This is a genomic window from Actinokineospora fastidiosa, assembly GCF_014648415.1.
Classification (GTDB): Bacteria; Actinomycetota; Actinomycetes; order Mycobacteriales; family Pseudonocardiaceae; genus Actinokineospora; species Actinokineospora fastidiosa.
The window spans coordinates 123,726-141,235 of the sequence record NZ_BMRB01000008.1; the positions used below are offsets into that span (position 1 = coordinate 123,726).

18 protein-coding genes are annotated in these 17,510 nt (G+C 73.5%); 6 read left to right on the top strand and 12 right to left on the bottom strand.

From position 1 onward, the window contains the following. Positions 1-28: 28 nt before the first annotated feature. Positions 29-898 (top strand): NAD(P)-dependent oxidoreductase, encoded by an 870-nt coding sequence (locus IEY98_RS29220; RefSeq protein WP_189213896.1) that lies wholly within the window; start codon positions 29-31, stop codon positions 896-898. Here the strand turns inward: IEY98_RS29220 and IEY98_RS29225 are convergent. From IEY98_RS29225 to IEY98_RS29240, 4 genes are all read right to left on the bottom strand, one after another. After that, positions 877-1,302, bottom strand: coding sequence for a PPOX class F420-dependent oxidoreductase (locus IEY98_RS29225; protein ID WP_189213897.1), 426 nt, complete (start codon positions 1,300-1,302; stop codon positions 877-879). The two genes, IEY98_RS29220 and IEY98_RS29225, sit on opposite strands and share 22 nt — an antisense overlap. 54 nt (positions 1,303-1,356) lie before the next feature. Next, positions 1,357-2,199: a hypothetical protein gene (locus IEY98_RS29230; protein ID WP_189213898.1), complete on the bottom strand. Its 843-nt coding sequence runs from the start codon at positions 2,197-2,199 to the stop codon at positions 1,357-1,359. A gap of 98 nt (positions 2,200-2,297) precedes the next feature. Next, on the bottom strand, positions 2,298-3,296 hold the full coding sequence (locus IEY98_RS29235; RefSeq protein WP_189213899.1) for a methyltransferase: 999 nt from the start codon (positions 3,294-3,296) through the stop codon (positions 2,298-2,300). Between the two features lie 9 nt (positions 3,297-3,305). Beyond that, the gene (locus IEY98_RS29240; RefSeq protein ID WP_229787689.1) at positions 3,306-3,770 is read right to left on the bottom strand and encodes a PhzA/PhzB family protein; all 465 of its coding nucleotides are present in this window, start codon (positions 3,768-3,770) and stop codon (positions 3,306-3,308) included. Between the two features lie 119 nt (positions 3,771-3,889). On the opposite strand from IEY98_RS29240, the gene IEY98_RS29245 reads away from it, so the two are divergent. Then, a complete protein-coding gene (locus IEY98_RS29245; RefSeq protein ID WP_189213900.1) occupies positions 3,890-4,726 on the top strand; it encodes a PhzF family phenazine biosynthesis protein in 837 nt (278 codons plus the stop codon). On the opposite strand, the gene IEY98_RS29250 is transcribed toward IEY98_RS29245, so the two are convergent. The 6 genes from IEY98_RS29250 to IEY98_RS29275 form a co-directional block, all read right to left on the bottom strand. After that, positions 4,723-5,304: a pyridoxal 5'-phosphate synthase gene (locus IEY98_RS29250; RefSeq protein ID WP_229787691.1), complete on the bottom strand. Its 582-nt coding sequence runs from the start codon at positions 5,302-5,304 to the stop codon at positions 4,723-4,725. The genes IEY98_RS29245 and IEY98_RS29250 overlap by 4 nt on opposite strands. A gap of 61 nt (positions 5,305-5,365) precedes the next feature. Further along, positions 5,366-6,724, bottom strand: a complete 1,359-nt coding sequence (locus IEY98_RS29255; protein WP_189213901.1) for a GH1 family beta-glucosidase — start codon at positions 6,722-6,724, stop codon at positions 5,366-5,368. Between the two features lie 26 nt (positions 6,725-6,750). Further along, positions 6,751-7,923 carry an ABC transporter substrate-binding protein gene (locus tag IEY98_RS29260; RefSeq protein ID WP_189213902.1) on the bottom strand — a complete coding sequence of 391 codons (1,173 nt, stop codon included), beginning with the start codon at positions 7,921-7,923 and terminating at the stop codon, positions 6,751-6,753. A 60-nt stretch (positions 7,924-7,983) separates the two neighbouring features. Then, a complete protein-coding gene (locus IEY98_RS29265; protein ID WP_229787693.1) occupies positions 7,984-8,895 on the bottom strand; it encodes an MBL fold metallo-hydrolase in 912 nt (303 codons plus the stop codon). A 54-nt stretch (positions 8,896-8,949) separates the two neighbouring features. After that, the gene (locus IEY98_RS29270) at positions 8,950-9,624 is read right to left on the bottom strand and encodes a response regulator (protein WP_189213903.1); all 675 of its coding nucleotides are present in this window, start codon (positions 9,622-9,624) and stop codon (positions 8,950-8,952) included. A 63-nt stretch (positions 9,625-9,687) separates the two neighbouring features. Then, positions 9,688-10,761 carry a sensor histidine kinase gene (locus IEY98_RS29275; protein ID WP_189213904.1) on the bottom strand — a complete coding sequence of 358 codons (1,074 nt, stop codon included), beginning with the start codon at positions 10,759-10,761 and terminating at the stop codon, positions 9,688-9,690. A 73-nt stretch (positions 10,762-10,834) separates the two neighbouring features. Between IEY98_RS29275 and IEY98_RS29280 the strand changes: the two genes are divergently transcribed. Then, the gene (locus tag IEY98_RS29280; RefSeq protein ID WP_189213905.1) at positions 10,835-11,779 is read left to right on the top strand and encodes a CE1 family esterase; all 945 of its coding nucleotides are present in this window, start codon (positions 10,835-10,837) and stop codon (positions 11,777-11,779) included. 321 nt (positions 11,780-12,100) lie between these two features. Next, entirely contained in the window at positions 12,101-13,123 is a 1,023-nt protein-coding gene (locus IEY98_RS29285) for a class 1 isoprenoid biosynthesis enzyme (RefSeq protein ID WP_189213906.1), read from the top strand. Here the strand turns inward: IEY98_RS29285 and IEY98_RS29290 are convergent. Further along, positions 13,014-14,984, bottom strand: coding sequence for an NACHT domain-containing protein (locus tag IEY98_RS29290; RefSeq protein ID WP_189213907.1), 1,971 nt, complete (start codon positions 14,982-14,984; stop codon positions 13,014-13,016). The genes IEY98_RS29285 and IEY98_RS29290 overlap by 110 nt on opposite strands. Before the next feature lie 42 nt (positions 14,985-15,026). Further along, positions 15,027-15,911, bottom strand: a complete 885-nt coding sequence (locus tag IEY98_RS29295) for a phosphorothioated DNA-binding restriction endonuclease (RefSeq protein ID WP_189213908.1) — start codon at positions 15,909-15,911, stop codon at positions 15,027-15,029. Between the two features lie 86 nt (positions 15,912-15,997). On the opposite strand from IEY98_RS29295, the gene IEY98_RS29300 reads away from it, so the two are divergent. Both IEY98_RS29300 and IEY98_RS29305 read left to right on the top strand, forming a co-directional pair. After that, complete coding sequence (locus tag IEY98_RS29300; RefSeq protein ID WP_189213909.1) at positions 15,998-16,588, top strand: TetR family transcriptional regulator C-terminal domain-containing protein; 591 nt, start codon at positions 15,998-16,000, stop codon at positions 16,586-16,588. Positions 16,589-16,615: 27 nt separating this feature from the next. Next, positions 16,616-17,497, top strand: a complete 882-nt coding sequence (locus IEY98_RS29305; RefSeq protein WP_189213910.1) for an alpha/beta fold hydrolase — start codon at positions 16,616-16,618, stop codon at positions 17,495-17,497. The last annotated feature ends 13 nt before the right edge of the window (positions 17,498-17,510 follow it).

The following is a 17,510-nucleotide window of genomic DNA, read 5'->3' on the forward strand; positions in this document are numbered from 1 at the left end:
GCAAGAGACCACGACAGCAAGGGCGATCATGACGAAGCAGCTGACCCTGATCGGACTCGGACCGATGGGGCAGGCCATGGTGGGGCGCTACCTCGACGCGGGCTACCGGGTCACGGTGTGGAACCGGACGGCGAGCCGGGCGGACGGGCTGGTCGCGCGGGGCGCGGTGCGCGCGGAGACGGCGGCCGACGCCGTGGCCGCGAACAAGCTCGTGCTCCTGAGCCTCACCGACTACAAGGCGATGTACGACATCCTCGACGGCGTCGACGTGGCGGGACGCGTCATCGTCAACCTCAGCTCGGACACCCCGGCCGACTCGGTCAAGGCGGCGGCCTGGCTCGCCGAGCGCGGCGCCGAACTCGTCGTCGGCGGGGTGATGGTCCCGGCCCAGCTGGTGGGCGAGGAGCCCGCCTACGTCTTCTACAGCGGGCCGCGGGCGGTCTTCGACGAGCACGTCGAGACCCTGCGGGTCATCGGCAGGCCGGACTACATGGGCGCGGAGCACGGGCTGGCGCAACTGTTCTACCAGGCCCAGCTCGACGTGTTCCTGACCAGCCTCGCGGTGACCCTGCACGCGAGCGCGCTCATCGAGGCGGCGGGCGTCGACCCGAAGGTGCTCGGCCCCTACCTGGCCGAGACGTTCACGACGATGCCGATGTACTTCGAGGAGACCTTCGAGCACATCGCCCGGGGGGAGCACCCGGGCGACGAGGCGAACATCCTGATGATGGGCGCGACCGCCGAGCACGTCGTCGGCGCCAGCGAGCAGGCGGGCGTGGACGCCGCGCTCCCCGCCGCGGTGGCGTCGCTGTACGAGCGGGCGATCGCGGCGGGGCGCGGGCGGGAGAGCTGGACGGCCCTCTACGACGTGATCCGTCAGCGCACGCTGGTGCCGTAGTGGCGGTCGATGCGCAGCCGTAGCACCAGCCGCTTCTCGGCGACCATGGCGGCGCGGTACTCGTCCCAGTCGGGGTGCTCGCCGCTGATGTCCCGGTAGAGCTGGACCAGTTCGTCGACGGCTGCGTCGTCGGGGGACGCCGCCACGGCGGAGAACTCGGCGGTGCCTTCCACCACCAGGAAGCGCCAGCCGTCCTCGCTGCTGACGTAGTAGGAGGCGCGGGGATCGCGGCGCAGGTTCGCGGTCTTGGCGCGGTCGGCGGTCACCGAGACGCGCAGGGTCGCCGACTCGGCGTCGTAGTGGTGGATCACGTTGGACAGCTGGGGCCTGCCGTCCTTCTTCAGGGTGACGAGCGCCCCGATGCGGCGGGTGCGGAGCAGGTCCAGCGCGGTGTCGTCGGTCATGACCGACCCCAACGCGCCGGACCCGCACCGTGTTCCTTCACGGACGTGCTCTGCTCACCTGCGGCCGCCGAGGCCCAGCCAGCCCCTGCGGTGGTGCTGCTCGTCGACGGCGGTCTCGTCGCGGGCGGCCTGCTCGTAGACGTCGTCCCGGCTCATGTCGGTGCTGGCGCGGTGCTTGCCGCCCGCGTCGTCACGGGCGATCCGGGTGTCGTCGTCGTGCAGGGTGTCGCCGCTCCGGACGTCACCACGGAGACTTTCACCGCCGAGGTAGTCACGGCGGACGGTGTCGCCGCGCAGGCTGTCCTCGCGGACCTCGCCTTCGGGCGCCGGGCGGACGTCACGCTCGCGGGTGACGCGGGTGTCGTCGTCGTGCAGGGCGCGGTACTGCTCGGGCACCTCGGCGACCACACGGCCCGTCCCCGCGGTGAACCGGCCCAGCGCCACCGCCGCCAGGAACACGATCAGCGTGCCGAGGCCGAGGTGGTAGATCAGCTCGATGACGCCGCGCCCGGCCGGGGAGTCGGCGATCGGCTGGCCGGTGATGGGCCTGCCGCCGTTCCACATCGAGCTGATCGTCGGCCCGAGGACGAACCAGGCCCCGCCCAGCGCGGCCAGCCATCCCCACAGGACCCCGCCCGCGCTGTGCTTGCTGGCGATGAGTCCGAGCCCGGCCAGCGCGACGAGCAGGCCGGGCAGGATGTTCAACAGCAGGCGGTCGGCCGTGAACTGCCACGGCCGATCCGTTCCGTACGACAGGCCCAGATAGGGCCCGATCAGCGGGAGCAGCGCTCCCAACAGCCCCAGCAGCACGAGAAGTGTCCCGTTCACCGCTCCCCGCCGCCGGGGCACGCGTCCCACGTCCTCCCGGTGCGTGGTGACGACATCGGCCCTGGTCATCTCGTCGGTCCTCTCGACAGACAATGGGTATGGCGGGGATACCCATCCGGTGGCGGACCGAATCACGCTGAGCTGTCGAGCAGGCCCGTTCGGGTGATTCAGGCCTGCTTCGCGATGATCGCCGAGGTCTCCATCGGCAGGTCCGCCACGCGCTCCACCACCAGGCCCGCGCGCTCCAGCATGCCGACGAAGCGGTCGAGGGTGCGGTGCCTGCCGCCGTTGGTCATGAGCAGGTGCAGGTCCCACAGCGACGGCAGGACGGTCGCGCCCTCGTCGACCACCAGCCGCTCCAGGATGACGACCCGGGCGTCCGGGCCGGACAGCCCGGCCCGGCAGTTCTCGAACAGGCCCACCACGGCGTCGTCGCTCCACCCGGCCAGGACCCGGCACAGCAGGTAGACGTCGCCGCCCTCGGGCACGGCGGCGAACATGTCGCCGCCGACGACCCGGACCCGGTCGCCGAGGCCCGCGAGCTTCTGCTCGGCGATCGGGGCGACGTGCTCGCGGTCGATGAGCGTGCCGCGGGCGTCCGGGACGGCCGCGAGGATCGTGCCCAGCAGCTGTCCCGCGCCGCCGCCCACGTCGACGACGTGCTTGCCCGCGAAATCGATGACGTCCGGGACGTAGTCGAAGAACAGGTTGCCCGCCTTCATCGCCGCCTGGAAGCGGTCGGCGGCCTCGGGGCGGCTGTCGAGATAGGTGTAGAGCGGTTCGCCGAAGGCGACGTCCCAGCCCGCCGTGACGGTGCGGATGGCGTGCTCGGCGTGCGCCCAGGCGGTGTAGAACTCCTCGCCGTAGAGCAGGCACATGTCGCGCAGCGTGCCCGGCCGATCCAGCAGGACGCGCGCGACGTCGGTGTTGCGGTAGCCGGACTCGCCGTCCCCGGCGAACACGCCCATCGCCACCAGCAGGCGCATCAGGCGGTGGACGCCCTCGGGGTCGGCCCCGGTGGCCTCGGCCAGCTCGGCGGTCGTCGCCCGCCCGGCGTCGATGTGGTCGGGCACGCCGAGCTTGACCGCGACGTAGAGGGCCTGGGCCCGCCAGCCGCCGGTGATGATCTCGATGGCGTCCCTGGTCGCGGTGAGATCGGTCTGCACTGGTGCTCCTCAGGTCGGGATGCCGCCTCGGTTGATCACCGGTACCTCGATGCCGAGGGCCCGGAGCTGATTGAACGGGTTCATGAACTCGCGCTGGCGCGCGATCCGGCCGTCGGCGAACTCGAAGGAGTGGATGAAGTGGTTGCGGTACACCCCGGGCGCGTAGTTGGGGTACCGGATCTCGCCTTCGCCGTCGCACTCGGCCCAGAACCGGTTGGGGTCCTGGGTCTCGAAGACCTCGATGTTGAACCACTTCCAGTCCGGGAACATCCGCAGCGACCACTCGCCGTGCCTGCGCAGCAGCTCGTGGCCCTGGGAGACGACCGGCTCCGGGGTGTCGGCGGTGTAGAGTCCTGCGCTGCCGTCCTCGGTGAACAGCAGGTACCGGGTGAGCCGGGATTCCCCTTGCCTGCTCAGGTAGTCCTCGACCACCGCGCGGTTGCGGCGGCGCAGCTCGATGTCGGTGTCGAACACGCGAACCTCGCTCGGTCGGCGGGAGTGTGACCCAGTTCTAACGATCACCGCCGCGCGGGGTCAACCGGTGTCCAACCGGTCAATCGAGGGGTTGGACGAATCGCGGTAGCGTGCCTGCCATGACCCCCTACACGATCGCCGACGTCTTCACAGACGTTGCCCTGCAAGGCAATCCGGTCGCCGTGTTCACCGAGGCCGACGGCATCCCGGCCGAGCGCATGCAGCGCATCGCCCGGGAGATGAACCTGTCCGAGACGGTCTTCGTGCTCCCGCCGCAGGGCGGCGGCGACGTCCGGGTGCGCATCTTCACCCCGGTCAACGAGCTCCCGTTCGCGGGCCACCCCACGCTGGGCACCGCGATCGTGCTCGGCGAGCGGGCCGACGGCGACGAACTGGTCATGGAGACCGGGATGGGCCCGGTCCCGTTCCGGCTCACCCGGGTCGACGGCGTGGTGCGGTCGGCGTCGATGAGCCAGCCGGTGCCGGTGTGGGAGCCGTACGAGCGCGCGGACCACCTGTTGGCCGCGCTGGGCGTGGAGGCGTCGACGCTGCCGGTCGTGGTCTACCGCAACGGCCCCCGGCACGTCTTCGTCGGGCTGCCGGACGAGCCCGCGCTGGCCGCGCTCCGCCCCGACCTGCTGATGCTGGCGGAGCACGAGGACATGGCGGCCAACTGCTTCGCGCCCGCCGGTCCCCGCTGGCGCACGCGGATGTTCTCCCCGGCCTACGGCGTCGCCGAGGACGCGGCCACCGGATCGGCGGCGGGCCCGTTCGCCCTGCACCTCGCCCGCCACGGCCTTGCCCCCTACGGCGAGCGGGTCGAGATCCTGCAGGGCGTCGAGATGGGCCGACCGTCCACAATGCACGCGACCGTCACGGGGTCGGACGCCGCTGTCGAACGGGTGGACGTCGCCGGCTCCGCCGTGGTCGTGGCCAGGGGGACGTTCCTCGCCTAGGGCTGCAGTCGGGTCGTGGTCCAGCCGTCTGCGCCGCGGTCGTAGCGCAGACGGCGGTAGAAGCGGTCCGGCTGGTCCTCCCAGAACTCGATGGTGGACAGGGTGATGTGGTAGCCGACCCAGGTCGCGGGCCTGGCGGGCCGCTCGCCGTCGGCCAAGGCGCGCACCCGGGCGCGCAGGCTGTCGGCGTCGGTCAGCGGCGCGCTCTGCCGGGTGGCGACCGACATCGGCAGCACGTGGTCGGGCCGGGCCGCCCACAGCGCGTCCGACTCGGCGGCGGGCATGATCGCCGCGGCGCCCGCCAGGGTGACCTGGCGGCGGTTCTCCCGCCAGTACAGCACTCCCGACGCCCAGCCGGTCGCGGCGATGTCACGGCCCTTGGGGCTGTCGCTGAAGCTGGCGAACACCACGCCGGAGTCGGTCACCCGCAGCAGCTGCACGATCCGGCTGGACGGGCGCGCGTCAGTCCCCGCCGTGGCCAAGGCCAGCGCGCCCGGGTCGGCGAGGCCGGGGACGGCCAGCCACTCGCGCAGCAGGTCGCACGGATTCGCCGCGGGGTTCTCGTACCAGGTCGTCACCAGTCCTGGATAGGCCGGGATTCCCGGCCGGACAAGGGAAACAGCGGCGAAGGTGACCAAGTCACGCCGTGGCCGTGGCCCGGATCAGGTCGCGGTACCACGCGTAGCTGGACTTCGGGGTGCGCTCCAGCGTGGCGTAGTCGACGTGGACCAGCCCGAACCGGGGGCCGTAGCCGTGCGCCCACTCGAAGTTGTCCAGCAGCGACCAGTGGAAGTAGCCCCGCACGTCCACGCCCTGCGCGATGGCGTCGGCCAGCGCCTTGAGGTGGGCGTCGAGGAAGGCGATCCGCTCGGGGTCGTGGAACGGCGGGCCTTGCGGGTCCGGGTAGGCGCAGCCGTTCTCGGTCAGGTAGATCGGCGGCAGGTCCGGGTAGCGCCGGACGAGGTCGGTCAGCGCCTCGGTCAGGCCCGCGGGCTCGATCGGCCAGCCCAGGCCGGTGCGCGGCACGTCCGGCAGCCGGGTGAGGTCGACGCCGATGTCGTCGGCGGTGCGCGCCGCCGGGTCCGCGGTCGCCGGGGGAGCGTCGGCGACATGGCGGCGGTAGTAGTAGTTGATGCCGACGTAGTCCAGCGGGACGCCGATGACGTCGAGGTCGCCGTCGCGGCGGAACGACAGGTCGCTGATCGCGCCGAAGGTGTCGGCGTAGTCCGCCGGGTACGCGCCGCCGAACAGCGGCTCGGTGAACTGCCTGCGCAGCAGCAGGTCGAACCGGCGGGCCGCGTCCGCGTCGCCCGGCCCGACCGGCACGGCGGGGGACTGGTTCAGCACGATCCCGAACCGGTGCGACCCCGGCGCCTGCTCGCGCATCGCCCGCACGCCCAGGCCGTGGGCGAGTTGCAGGTGGTGCGCGGCGGCGAGCGAGCCGTGCCCCTCCCGCGCGCCGGGCGCGTGCCTGCCCTCGGCGTACCCGGCGACGGCGGAGACGAACGGCTCGTTCATCGTCGTCCAGAACCGCACCGAGTCGCCGAGCTCGCCGTGGATGAAGGCGGCGTAGTCGGCGAAGCGGTGGGCGGTGTCGCGGGAGCGCCAGCCGCCCAGGTCCTCCAGCCCCTGCGGCAGGTCCCAGTGGTAGAGGGTCGCGAACGGCTCGATGCCGCGCTCGCGCAGCCCGTCGACGAGGCGTCGGTAGAAGTCCACGCCCCGCCGCTCCGGCGTGCCCCGGCCCGTCGGCTGGACGCGGGGCCAGGAGATCGAGAACCGGTAGGCGCGCACGCCCAGCCCGCTCAGCAGATCCAGGTCCTCGCGCCAGCGGTGGTAGTGGTCGCAGGCGACCGCGCCGGAACTGCCGTCCCGGATGGCGCCCGGCGTCGCGGCGAAGGTGTCCCAGATGGACGGACCGCGGCCGTCGTCGGCCGCGCCGCCCTCGATCTGGTAGGCCGAGGTGGCCACGCCCCAGAGGAACCCGTCGGGGAACTGCATGTGGTGTCGCTCCAGGTCAGAAGGGGTCACGTGAGGTCGGTCAGCAGCCGCGCCCACGACTCGTCGGGGGCTTGGCCCTGTTCGACGCGCTGGACGGCCGCGTCGAGGGCGGTCTGGACCGCTGCGGCGTCCGGTCCCCGGTACTGCGGCTTGAGCGCCTGGGCGGCCTCGGTGAACAGCACGCCGACGCGGGCGTCGCCGAGCGCGGGATCGGTGCGCCCGGCCAGCGATTGCTCCCCGTACACCGACGGCGTGGACGGGATCCGGCCGTGGCGGGCGAACCGGCGGGCCTGCTGCTCGGGCGCGGTCAGCCAGTCCGCGAGCGCCACGGCGGCCTCCGTCTCGTCGCCCTGCGCGGGCACGGTCAGGTACGAGCCGCCTCGGTTGCCCGCCTTGCCGGGAACGGCGACCACGCCCCACCCGCCCGCGTCCCGCACCGCCGCCAACTGGGAGGCCGAACAGAGGATGGTCGCGAAGCGGCCCTGCTTGAGCCCTTCGGTCCACTGCTCGGTCCCGGGGCTCAGCCCGGCGGACAGGTCGGCGTCGACGGCCGCCGTGGTGACGGCCCACGCCCGCGCGATGTCCGGGTTGGTGTCCACGACGACGGCGTCCTGGGCGTCGTGGTAGCCGACCGGGGCCTGGTCGATGATCGCGTCCAGCAGCGTCGCGGCCCCGTCCATCCAGCGCACGTCCTCCGGCGCCTGAGCCTGGAACCGCCTGCCCGCCTCGACGTAGGCCTCCCAAGTGGGCCAGTCGGGGGCGTCGACGAGCTCGGCGCGGTAGCAGAGCGCGAGCCCGCCGACCTCGGCGGCGTAGCCGATCTGCCTGCCGTCGCGGCTCAGCGATGCCGTCCACGCCCAGTCCAGCCAGCGCCGCTGGAACGCGCCCGCGGAGTTGAGGTCCACGAAGTGCTCCGGGGTCGCGGTGAACCGGGAGATCAGCTCGGCGTCGACCGCCTCGACGTCCGCGGCGCCCTCCTCGCCGGCCAGGTGCGCGGCGAGGTCGTCGTGGTGCTGGGCGTGGGGCGCCACGCGCTCGACGATGTCGATGTCCGGGTGCGCCTGCTCGTACTCGGCGAACAGGTCGGCGTAGCCGTGGTCGCCGAACAGGCCGACGGTGATCTCGGTCTTGCCCGACCCGCAGGCGACCAGCATCCCGGCGGCGAGCACTCCGACCAGCGCGACGGCTTTCCCAGACACCTGCTTATGGGAGCGCTCCCACCCGGCCGGTGTCAAGTAACGGAAGCATCACGCCGGCCGTCAGACCGCGCAGTGCAGGGGCCCGCCGTTCCAGGTGATGGCGTCGGTGAGCGCGCCGACCAAGTCCACCGGCCGCCCGTCGAGGTCGGCGTAGGCGCGGTGCAGGTTGAGCACGACGCGCTCGGGGTCCGGCCAGTCGGCGAACTCGCCGAGGTCGGCGTCGGTGGCCACGGCCAGCGGCGACTTGCCCGCCGCCCGGCCCGCCACGGCGGTGGCCTCGATGAAGCGGTAGTACCGCTCGTGCGCGTCGAGGACGGGCGCGAGGTCGTGGATCACCGGCCCGTGCCCGGGGACGACGGTGGCCGCCCCGAAGTCCGCCAGCCACCGCAGCGAGCGCAGCGCGCCCGCGAGCGAGCCCATGAGGATCATCGGCGTGATGCCGTGGAACAGCAGGTCGCCCGCGAAGAGGACCCCGCTGTCGGGCAGCCAGGCGACGACGTCCCCCTCGGTGTGCGCGGCGTACCCGGGGTGCACGAGTTCCACGCGCCGCTCGCCGACGTACAGCGTCAGGGAGCTGTCGACGATCACGGTCGGCGGCCGGACGGCGTCGACCCCGAAGTCCGGCATCGGCGACCAGACCGGCGGGGCCGCGGTCAGCAGCACGTCGGCGAGCAGCCCGTCCCGCGTCTTCGAGTGCCCGGCAATCGCGGTCTCGGCGGGCAGCAGCGCGTTGCCGTAGCAGTGGTCGCCGTGCAGGTGTGTGTTCACCGCGAACCGGATCGGCGCCGGGCCCGCGACCTCCCGCACCGCGGCGAGGAACCGCTCGGTGCGCTTGCGCGTGGCGCAGGTGTCGATCAGCGCGACCTCGTCGCCGTCGCACACCATCCCGGCGTTGTTGATCCACCACGTGCCGTCGGGCTGCACCCACGCGTGCACGCCCTCGCCGATCCCGGTCAGCACACCGTCGCCCACGGGCACCCCTTCCGTCGGGGTGAGGCTACCGGCGGTGGATCTTGGCGGTCGAGATCACCACGACGCCGCCTCCGGGTGCACCAGGCCGTGCTCGTAGGCGAACACCACGGCTTGGACGCGGTCGCGCAGGCCCAGCTTCATCAGCACGCGGCCGACGTGGGTCTTGACCGTCGTGGACCCGAGGACGAGTTCGGCGGCGATCTCGGCGTTGGACAGGCCGCGCGCCATCAGCACCAGCACCTCCCGCTCGCGCGGGGTCAGCGCGGCGACGGCGTCGGTGTCGGTGCGGACGGGCGCGTGCCGGGTGAACCGGTGGATCAGCCTGCGGGTCACCGTGGGCGCGAGCAGCGCGTCGCCGGAGGCCACGACCCGCACGCCGTCGACGAGCCGGTCGCAGGGCACGTCCTTGAGCAGGAACCCGCTCGCGCCCGCGCGCAGCGCCTCGTAGACGTACTCGTCGAGGTCGAAGGTCGTCAGGATCAGCACCGGGATCGGGTCGGCCACGCCCGGCCCGGCCAGCGCCCTGGTCGCGGTGATGCCGTCCATCCTGGGCATCCGGACGTCCATGATCACCAGGTCGGGCCGGTGCTCGCGGGCCAGCGCCACCGCCTCGGCGCCGTCGCCCGCCTCGGCGACCACCGCGATGTCGGGCTCGGCCTCCAGGATGAGCCGGAATCCCGTGCGCATGAGGGCCTGGTCGTCGGCGAGGAGAACGGAGAGGACGCCCATATCGGCCGCAGCGTAGTCCCGGCCCGGGGGCCGCGATCGGCCCTTCACCCGGCAGTGGGCGGTTCAGCCCTGATAGGGGAGCGTGGCCGTCACCCGGAACTCGCCGGGGTCGTGCCGGATGTCGATCGCGCCGCCGACCAGCGCTGCCCGCTCGCGCATGCCGATGAGGCCGTGGCCGGGGTCGCCGCCGCCGCGGCCGGGGCCGTCGTTGCGGACGTCGATGCGCAGTTCGGCATCGCGGTAGTCCAGATCGACGGTGACCTTGGTCGGCTTGGCGTGCTTGGCGGCGTTCGTCAGGGCCTCCTGCACGATCCGGTACGCGCACAGCTCGACGCCCGCGGGCAGCGGCCGCCGGTTCCCCGCGACGGACAGCCGGACGGGCAGGTCCGCTGCCACGCAGCGGGCGACGAGGTCGTCGAGGTTGTCCAGGCTGGCGTGCGGGGCGAGATCGGCAGGCTCGGTGCGCAGCGCGCCCAGCAGACGGCGCAGCTCCGCCAGGCTCTCCCGGCCGGACGCCTCCACCTGCGCCAGCGCCGCGTCGGCGCGCCCCGGGTCCGAGGTGACCGCGCGCCGGGCCACCGAGGCGTACAGGACCATGACGCTCACCGTGTGCGCGACGACGTCATGCAGTTCCCGCGCGATCCGGCTGCGCTCGGCCGCCGCCGCGAGCCGGGCGCGGGCCTGCTGTTCCTGCGCGGCCAACTCGCGGTTGGCGCGCTGCTGGTCGCCCAACACCACCGCGGTGCAGTAGAGGATCAGCAGCACCGGGATCCAGGACGGGACGAACCCCGCCACCAACTCGGCCGCGACCTTGGCGAGCCCGAACCCGACCAGGCACCGCACCGCCATCGACCGGGGCCGCCACGAGCCGACGGTGTAGAGCGCGACCAGGACGCCCGCCTCGCTGATCGCGACGCCCGCCACCGTGCCCGCGACCACGACGGTCCCGACGATCCCCAGCACCGGGACCGGCGCGAGCCGCCGCCAGCCGAGCGGGAGCGTGCTGCCCGCGAGGAACGCCGCCGACCACGCCATCGGCGGCGTGGGGGACTGCACGGCGGCGTTGAACCAGATGTCGACGGCGAGCAGGACGAGCGCGCCCGTGCTGTCCGCGGTGTTGGGGCGAGCGACGCGCATGGCCCCCAACACTAACGAGCGAACCTGCCCCCGGCCCGCCGTCCACGAGGGGTTCGTCCGCCAGACTCGGCTCGTGCTCACGCGCGCTGTCCTCGCGACGCTGGCCGTGCTGGCCGCGTTGGCCGTGCTGGTCGGGGCCGCCCCGGTCCACTCATCCTCGGCATCGTCCTGCGCCCCGCCCGGCGACCACACCGAGACGGCGTGGCCGGTGGTGCAGCACAAGCCCGACGGCACGCCCGTCGCCCGCACCTACCGGGCGCACGTCCCGCCCGACCCCGGCGGCGCGCTCGTCCTCGACCTGCACGGGGCGCTGAGCGACAAGGACGAGCAGGACGCCCGCAGCGGCATGCGCGCCAAGGCGGACGCGGAGGGCTTCGTCGTCATCCAGCCGGACTCCGCGCCGCACTGGACCACCTCGCCCGCCGACGAGGCCGCCCGCGGCGTCAGCGACATCGAGTTCCTGCGGGCGCTGATCGATATCGCCGTCCGGCACCTGTGCGTCGACCCGGACGCCGTGCACGCCGTCGGGTTCTCCAGCGGCGGGCTGATGGCCACGCAGCTGGCCTGCGCTGGCGCGCAGGGCCGGCTCGGCGGGGTCCGGCTCGCGGGCATCGGCCTGGTGGCCGCCGCACCGCTGCCGGACGCCACCGGCCGCGCCTGCCCGGCGCTGCGCGCGCACCCGGTGCCGATGCGGTTGGTGTTCTCCCACAACGACCACGTGCTCGCCCACTGCTGCGGCGGCGACCTCGCCGCGATGACCGCGGGGGTGCGCATCATGGCCGGGGTGTGGGCCGACGACAACGGCTGCGCGGGCAAGCAGGTGGCGACGGCGACCGGCCACACCGGGTGGGGAGTGCTGGCCGTGCAGGTCCATTACCACTGCTCCCATCCCGGCGAGGTCGTCATCGATCAGCTCGACACCGGAAGCCCCGGCCGCGACGGCCACTTCTGGCCCGGCCCGCCCAGCGGCGCGGCGTTCGACGCGACCCGTGCGTTCTGGTCGTTCTTCACGGGGTGAGGCAGGACCCGCGGCGGGGCCGCGGGTCCTGCGCCGGTCCGCGTCGGTACCCCCAGTGACCGGCGCGGGTTCCCCCGTCAGCTGATGCTCATCCGCCTGCTCCCTGTCCGATCGACTGGGTCAAGGATCGCCCGCGGCGCGGGGCCCTGTCGTCGTGCGCTGCGACGATTCCGGTGATCGCCATCGGGGAGGAGCCGGGTCCTCCTCCGGGAGGACCCGGCGCTGTTCCTCAGTAGACGCCGCGCACTGCTCCTGACGGCGGTTCGGTCGGGTCGGCGAGGGCCGATACTGGGCGGGGCGCGGGGACGGAAGGCTGAGGCCGTGGGTGTGCTCCAGGATGTGATCGCCTTGGTCCGGCATGCGCGCTGGGCGGGGGCGGTGCCCGGGGTCCGGCGGCGCGCGGCGCGGTTCGTCGCGGTGTTCGACCGGGTCGCGCTGCCCGTTCTGACGCGCGGCGGGGCGGACGACGGGGTGGCCGACGAGGTGGCCGATGTCCTGCGGGCAACGGCGGTGAAGCTGGCGTTCCTCGCCTCGGCGTACGCCGACATGGCGCGGGTCGCGCTGCGGGAGGACCTGGCCGTGCTGGCCGGGGCCGTCACCCGGGTCTACGACGACCTGGTCGACCACTTCGGCGGCCCGGGCGTCGACGAGCGGCTGGCGCTGCGGTTCGCGGGCGGCGGGTTCACCCCGGCCAACGCCATGGAGGCCGTCTTCGCCGGGCTCTACGACGAGATCATCGCCCGGCTCGACCGCCCGCCGGACGACCCGGTGTTCGGCGCGCTCGCCCGGGCGCACGCCTTCCAGGTGCGGTCGCGGGAGCAGACGTCGCCCCACATCGACAGCGCGACCGTCGAGCGGATCACCGACGGCAAGGGCGGCTACGGCATGGTCGTGCTGTTCGACGTGGCCGCCGGTCCGGTCCCGCCGCAGGCGGTGGGGCTCATCCACGAGTTGGGCGGCGCCCTGCAACTCCTCGACGACTACCAGGACGTCGACGCCGACCGCGCCGAGGGCGTGACCACCAGCGCGACGCGGGGCGCTGCCGGGCTCGCCGAGGTCTGCGCCCGGCTGCGGGACCTGGCGCCGCGCCTGCGCGCCTGCTTCGGCGACCACTCGCCCCTGTACGCGGTGGTCTACGCGGCGCTGTGGATGTCGTTCGTCCGCAGGCGTTTCCCCCGGCGGGCGCGGGCGTCCCGGAACCCGCTGGGGATCCTGCTGCGCCGGGTGCTGCCGCTCACCGCCGCCGCGCCAGGCGGTCGCGCAGGAGTTCGTGGCGGAACTGGTACACCGGACCGACCAGGCGCAGCACGCCGACGCGGTGGGCGTCGCGGAGGAACGCCATGAGCCGCCACGGGGTCTTCCCGGTCACCGCCAGCCAGATCCGCGCGGTGTTGAAGCGCGCGGACGCGCTCGTGGCGTAGGTCGCCAGGCCGAGCCCGCCCGCCCCGCACAGCAGGCCGACGGCACCGCCGAGCAGGCCGAGCTGGACCGGGTCGGTGATCGGCACGACGAGGTCGTGCGCGGGCAGGCCGATCACGCCTGCGAAGAACGCGCCCACCAGCATCCCCAGGCCCGAGCCCAACGCCGCGGCGATCAGCACCGCGCGGCGGTCGTCGCGCAGCACCGAGTCCGGCGTGACCGCCTCGGTCGGCTCCGTGGGCTCGGTGAAGCGGCGCACCAGTCCGAACGCCGCGCCGAAGACCAGACCGATGACCACCCCGTACAGCCCGCCGTAGAGAGCGCCGACGGCCACACCGCCCGCGACCGCGCCGACCACGGCGAAGACGAGGTCGCGGCTCACCTCGTCGCGCCTGGGCACCCTCGGCACGAACCGGCGCGGCGGGTCGGCGGGCACAAGGCCGAGGCAGACACCGCTGACCAGGCCCACCGCTGCGCCGAGCAGCAGGCCGAGCACCGGCCTGCCGAACAGGCCCAGCAGCAGCCAGCCCAGCAGCGCCGACAGGGTCCCGCCGATCAGCACGCCGCGCGCGACGAACACCCAGGCAGGCACCTTGCGCCACAGCTGCCACCAGGCCACCTCGCGGTACTGGTCGGCCAGGAAGCCCAGCCAGCGCTCGGCCCGCCTCGGCGGCCACCGGCCCGGCCGGTGCTCGGAGCTGTCGAGCGGGGACGGCCGCCGGGTGGTGAACGCCCGGGTCGTGAACTCGTCCAGCAGCTTCGCCGCGACGGCCTCGGCGTCCGGGAGGCCCAGCAGCTCGCGCACGTCCCGCTTCGGGTCGCTGTAGACCGAGTGCGCGAGCGACAGCATCAGCGGCGTGCGCAGCACCTGCCCGAGCGGGCCGTCCGGACGGTCGGTCAGCTCGGCGAGCACCGGCTCCCACCGGTCGATTCCCGCCTGGGGCACGGTGGTGCGCAGGTGGCCGACGATGTCGCGGTCCCGCAGCGGCAGCAGCCGGACCACCTGCGAGTCGCGGATCTGCCCGCCTGCGTTGGCCGAGGCGAACTCGGCCGTGCGGCTGGTGAGCACCAGCGGCCTGCCCGCGCCGAGGTCGCTGTTGATGGCGCGCAGGGCGGCCGTGCGCTGGTCGTCGGGCAGCTCGTCGAGCCCGTCGAGGACGAGCAGAACCCGATCCCTGGCCAGGATCTCCCGAGCGGCCGTCGGGCCGTAGCGGGAACGGCTGCCCAAGGAGGGGTACGTCTCCAGCAGCCAGGTCAGCAGCCACGCCTCGAAGTTCTCGTCCGGGTTCCACGCCGAGACCGGCACCAGCAGCGGCACCCGGTCCGCGTCCGGCCTGCGCAGCATCTCCAGCGTCAGCAGCACGCACAGCCCGGTCTTGCCCGATCCGGGCGGTCCGACCACCACCAGCCGCCGGGGCGCGTCGGCGTACGCGGCGACGAGTTCGTCGCAGTCCACCTCGTCGCCCGATCCGCCGTGCAGGGGCGCGCAGCGCACGTCGAGCCGGTTCGGCTCGTCGAGCATCCGCCTGCGGCCCTCGGGCACCCACTGCTTGACCAGCTCGCGGGCGAGCGCGTCGACCGCGGCGTCCACCTGCTCGGGCGTGCTCGCGCCCGGCTTCGGCTTCCACCGGCCCGCCATCAGGAACTGGGTCACCGCAGCGGCTCCGGTGAGGATCGTCAGCGCGGTGGCGACCGCGTTGGCGTCGTGCCGGGACCAGATGAGGATCAGCCCCAGGACGAGCAGTCCCCACAACGCCAGTTGGACGAGCGCTCCGCGACGAGACACAGGGAGCAGTCAACCGCACAAGGTCACGTGCGCCAAAGGCCGTCAGGCGACTCGCCACGCGGGGCCGCGGAAGACCGCATGGACGTGCCATTCGCGATGTTCCCTCGCCACCGGCGGCTCGCCCGCGCGCGGACCGCGCAGTGGCGCGCCCGCCAGCCCGACCACGGCGGCCGGGGACCGGCTCTCGAAGTCCGACGACACGGTGACGGTGTCCTCGTCGACGGCGATGCCGAGGACGCCGCCGTCGAACAGCCGGTGGTGCAGCGCGCACAGCGCCATGCCGTTGTCCGTGGTGTCCGGGCCCTCGATCGCCCACCAGCGCACGTGCGCTGCGTCCACGCCGATGCTCTGGCCCTTGAGGTAGCCGTCGTACCCGCACATGGCGCAGCGGTAGTCGTACGCGTCGAGGACCGCCTCGCGGAAGGCGGGGTCCCTGCGGCGGTCGGACGCGGTGATGACGTCGATGACCTCAAGGCCAAGGCCGGTGCGCGCGATGAGGTCCGCGTGCAGCGACGGCGCGAAGTTCGCGTCCAGCAGGTGCCGCACGACGGAGGCCAGCAGCACCGGATCGGTGGCCAGGGCGCGCTCGAACTCCGGCTCGAGGCGGCCGATGGCGCCTGCGGCGCGGAGCGCGCCTGGGCGGGCGTCCAGCGCGGTGCCGTTGCCCTCGGCGTCGGTGATCACCCACAGGCCGTCGTTCGCGAGATAGCGGAACGGGTAGGCCGCCTCGGTCTGCCGGGGCGGTCCGAAGTCGCGCAACAGCGGGTCGAGCAGCTTCTCGACCTCGGTGAACGCGATGGGACCGAGGTGGCCGCGCCGGACCCTGCCGAGCATGAGCAGCAGGAGCAGGGGTTTGTGGGCCGCGCGCTCGCCCTTGCGCGCCCACTGGCGCACGCTCCGCACCCGGTCCAGCCAGTCCTCCCGCATGCGCACATCCTGGCGTCCGCGACCCGTGCGGCCAAGAGTAGATCACGGAGCTGGCCCAAACCGAACGATCGTGCTAGAAAGGAGCGGTGAGCAAGGGCGAGGCCACCAGGCAGGCCGTGCTGGACCAGGCGGCGGCGACCGCCAGCCGCATCGGTCTCGCGGGCCTGACCATCGGCACGCTCGCGAGCAGCACCGGCATGTCCAAGAGCGGGCTGTTCGCCCACTTCCAGTCCAAGGAGTCCCTGCAGTCGCAGGTGCTCGCGCACGCCAGGGAGAAGTTCGTCGACCAGGTCGTGCGGCCCGCCCTGGCCGCGCCGCGGGGCGAGACCCGGGTGCGCGCGCTGTTCGAGCACTGGCTCGCTCTCAGCCGCGACGGCGGCTCGGCGTGCCTGTTCGTCTCCGCCTCCGCCGAGTACGACGACCAGCCCGGCCCGATCCGCGACCAGCTCGTGCGCGACCACCTCGACTTCTCCGACTCCGTGGCGCAGATGTTCCGCACCGGGATCAGCGAGGGCCAGTTCCGCGCCGACGCCGACCCCGACCAGTTCGCCCACGACCTGCACGGCGTGATGCTGGCGTTCTTCCACGCCTACCGCCTGCTGAACGACGACACGGCCGAGACGATGGCCCGCCGCGCGTTCGACGCCCTCCTCGCCGCTGTGCGAGTCCCCGAGTAAATCCCGTGTCACGGAAGGACCGGCACCATGTCTCTGGTAAAGAAAAGCACGATCGTTCGTGCTAAGTTCAGCGCACTGAAGGCGACGTTCCGGGTGCTGGAGCGGGCCGCGCCGAACGTGGGCGGTGCGCTCGCCTTACGGCTGTGGTGCACTCCCCGCCACGCGCGACCCGCGGCGGCGGGCACACCGGGCACCCGCCGCCGGATCACCGTCCACGGCGGCGAGGTGCTCACCGAGACCTGGGGCGAGGGCCCGACCGTGTACCTGGCGCACGGCTGGGGAGGGCACCGCGGCCAGCTCGCCGGACTGGTGGACCCGTTGGTGGCGGCCGGATGCCGGGTCGTCACCTTCGACGCGCTCAGCCACGGCGAGTCCGGCCCGGGCGCGCTCGGCCCGGACCGCTCGACGCTGCCGGAGTTCGCCGCCGTGCTCACCGCCGTGGTCGCCGAGTCCGGCCCCGCGCACGGCATCGTCGCGCACTCGATGGGCGGCACGGCGGCCGCACTCGCCGTCCTCGACGGCGTGCGGGCGAGCAGGCTGGCCCTCGTCGCCCCGGTGGCCGAGCCGATCGGGCAGACCGCCGAATTCGCCAAGGCCCTCGGCTTCGGCGAGCGCGTCCACGCCGCGATGCTGCGCCGCCTGCGCAGGCTGGTTGGCCGTCCGCTGACCGACTTCGACATCCCCGCCCGGGCCGCGGGCCGCGCCGACCTGCCCCCGCTGCTGGTGGTGCACGACGTCAAGGACCGGGAGGTCGCCCACGCCAACGGCGCCGCCATCGCCGAGAGCTGGCCGGGCGCGCGGCTGGTCACCACCGAAGGGCTCGGCCACCGCCGCGTCCTCGCCGACCAGGACGTACTGCGCGCGGTGATCGGGTTCGTCACCGCGCACGAGCCCGCCGCGGCGCGCTGAACGGCAGCGTTCG

Bases quoted from the DNA above. Each gene is read 5' to 3' on its own strand.
- IEY98_RS29220 (WP_189213896.1), top strand. From the start codon at position 29: ATGACGAAGCAGCTGACCCTGATCGGACTCGGACCGATGGGGCAGGCC.
- IEY98_RS29225 (WP_189213897.1), bottom strand. From the start codon at position 1,302: ATGACCGACGACACCGCGCTGGACCTGCTCCGCACCCGCCGCATCGGG.
- IEY98_RS29230 (WP_189213898.1), bottom strand. From the start codon at position 2,199: ATGACCAGGGCCGATGTCGTCACCACGCACCGGGAGGACGTGGGACGC.
- IEY98_RS29245 (WP_189213900.1), top strand. From the start codon at position 3,890: ATGACCCCCTACACGATCGCCGACGTCTTCACAGACGTTGCCCTGCAA.
- IEY98_RS29255 (WP_189213901.1), bottom strand. From the start codon at position 6,724: ATGCAGTTCCCCGACGGGTTCCTCTGGGGCGTGGCCACCTCGGCCTAC.
- IEY98_RS29270 (WP_189213903.1), bottom strand. From the start codon at position 9,624: ATGGGCGTCCTCTCCGTTCTCCTCGCCGACGACCAGGCCCTCATGCGC.
- IEY98_RS29275 (WP_189213904.1), bottom strand. From the start codon at position 10,761: ATGCGCGTCGCTCGCCCCAACACCGCGGACAGCACGGGCGCGCTCGTC.
- IEY98_RS29295 (WP_189213908.1), bottom strand. From the start codon at position 15,911: ATGCGGGAGGACTGGCTGGACCGGGTGCGGAGCGTGCGCCAGTGGGCG.
- IEY98_RS29305 (WP_189213910.1), top strand. From the start codon at position 16,616: ATGTCTCTGGTAAAGAAAAGCACGATCGTTCGTGCTAAGTTCAGCGCA.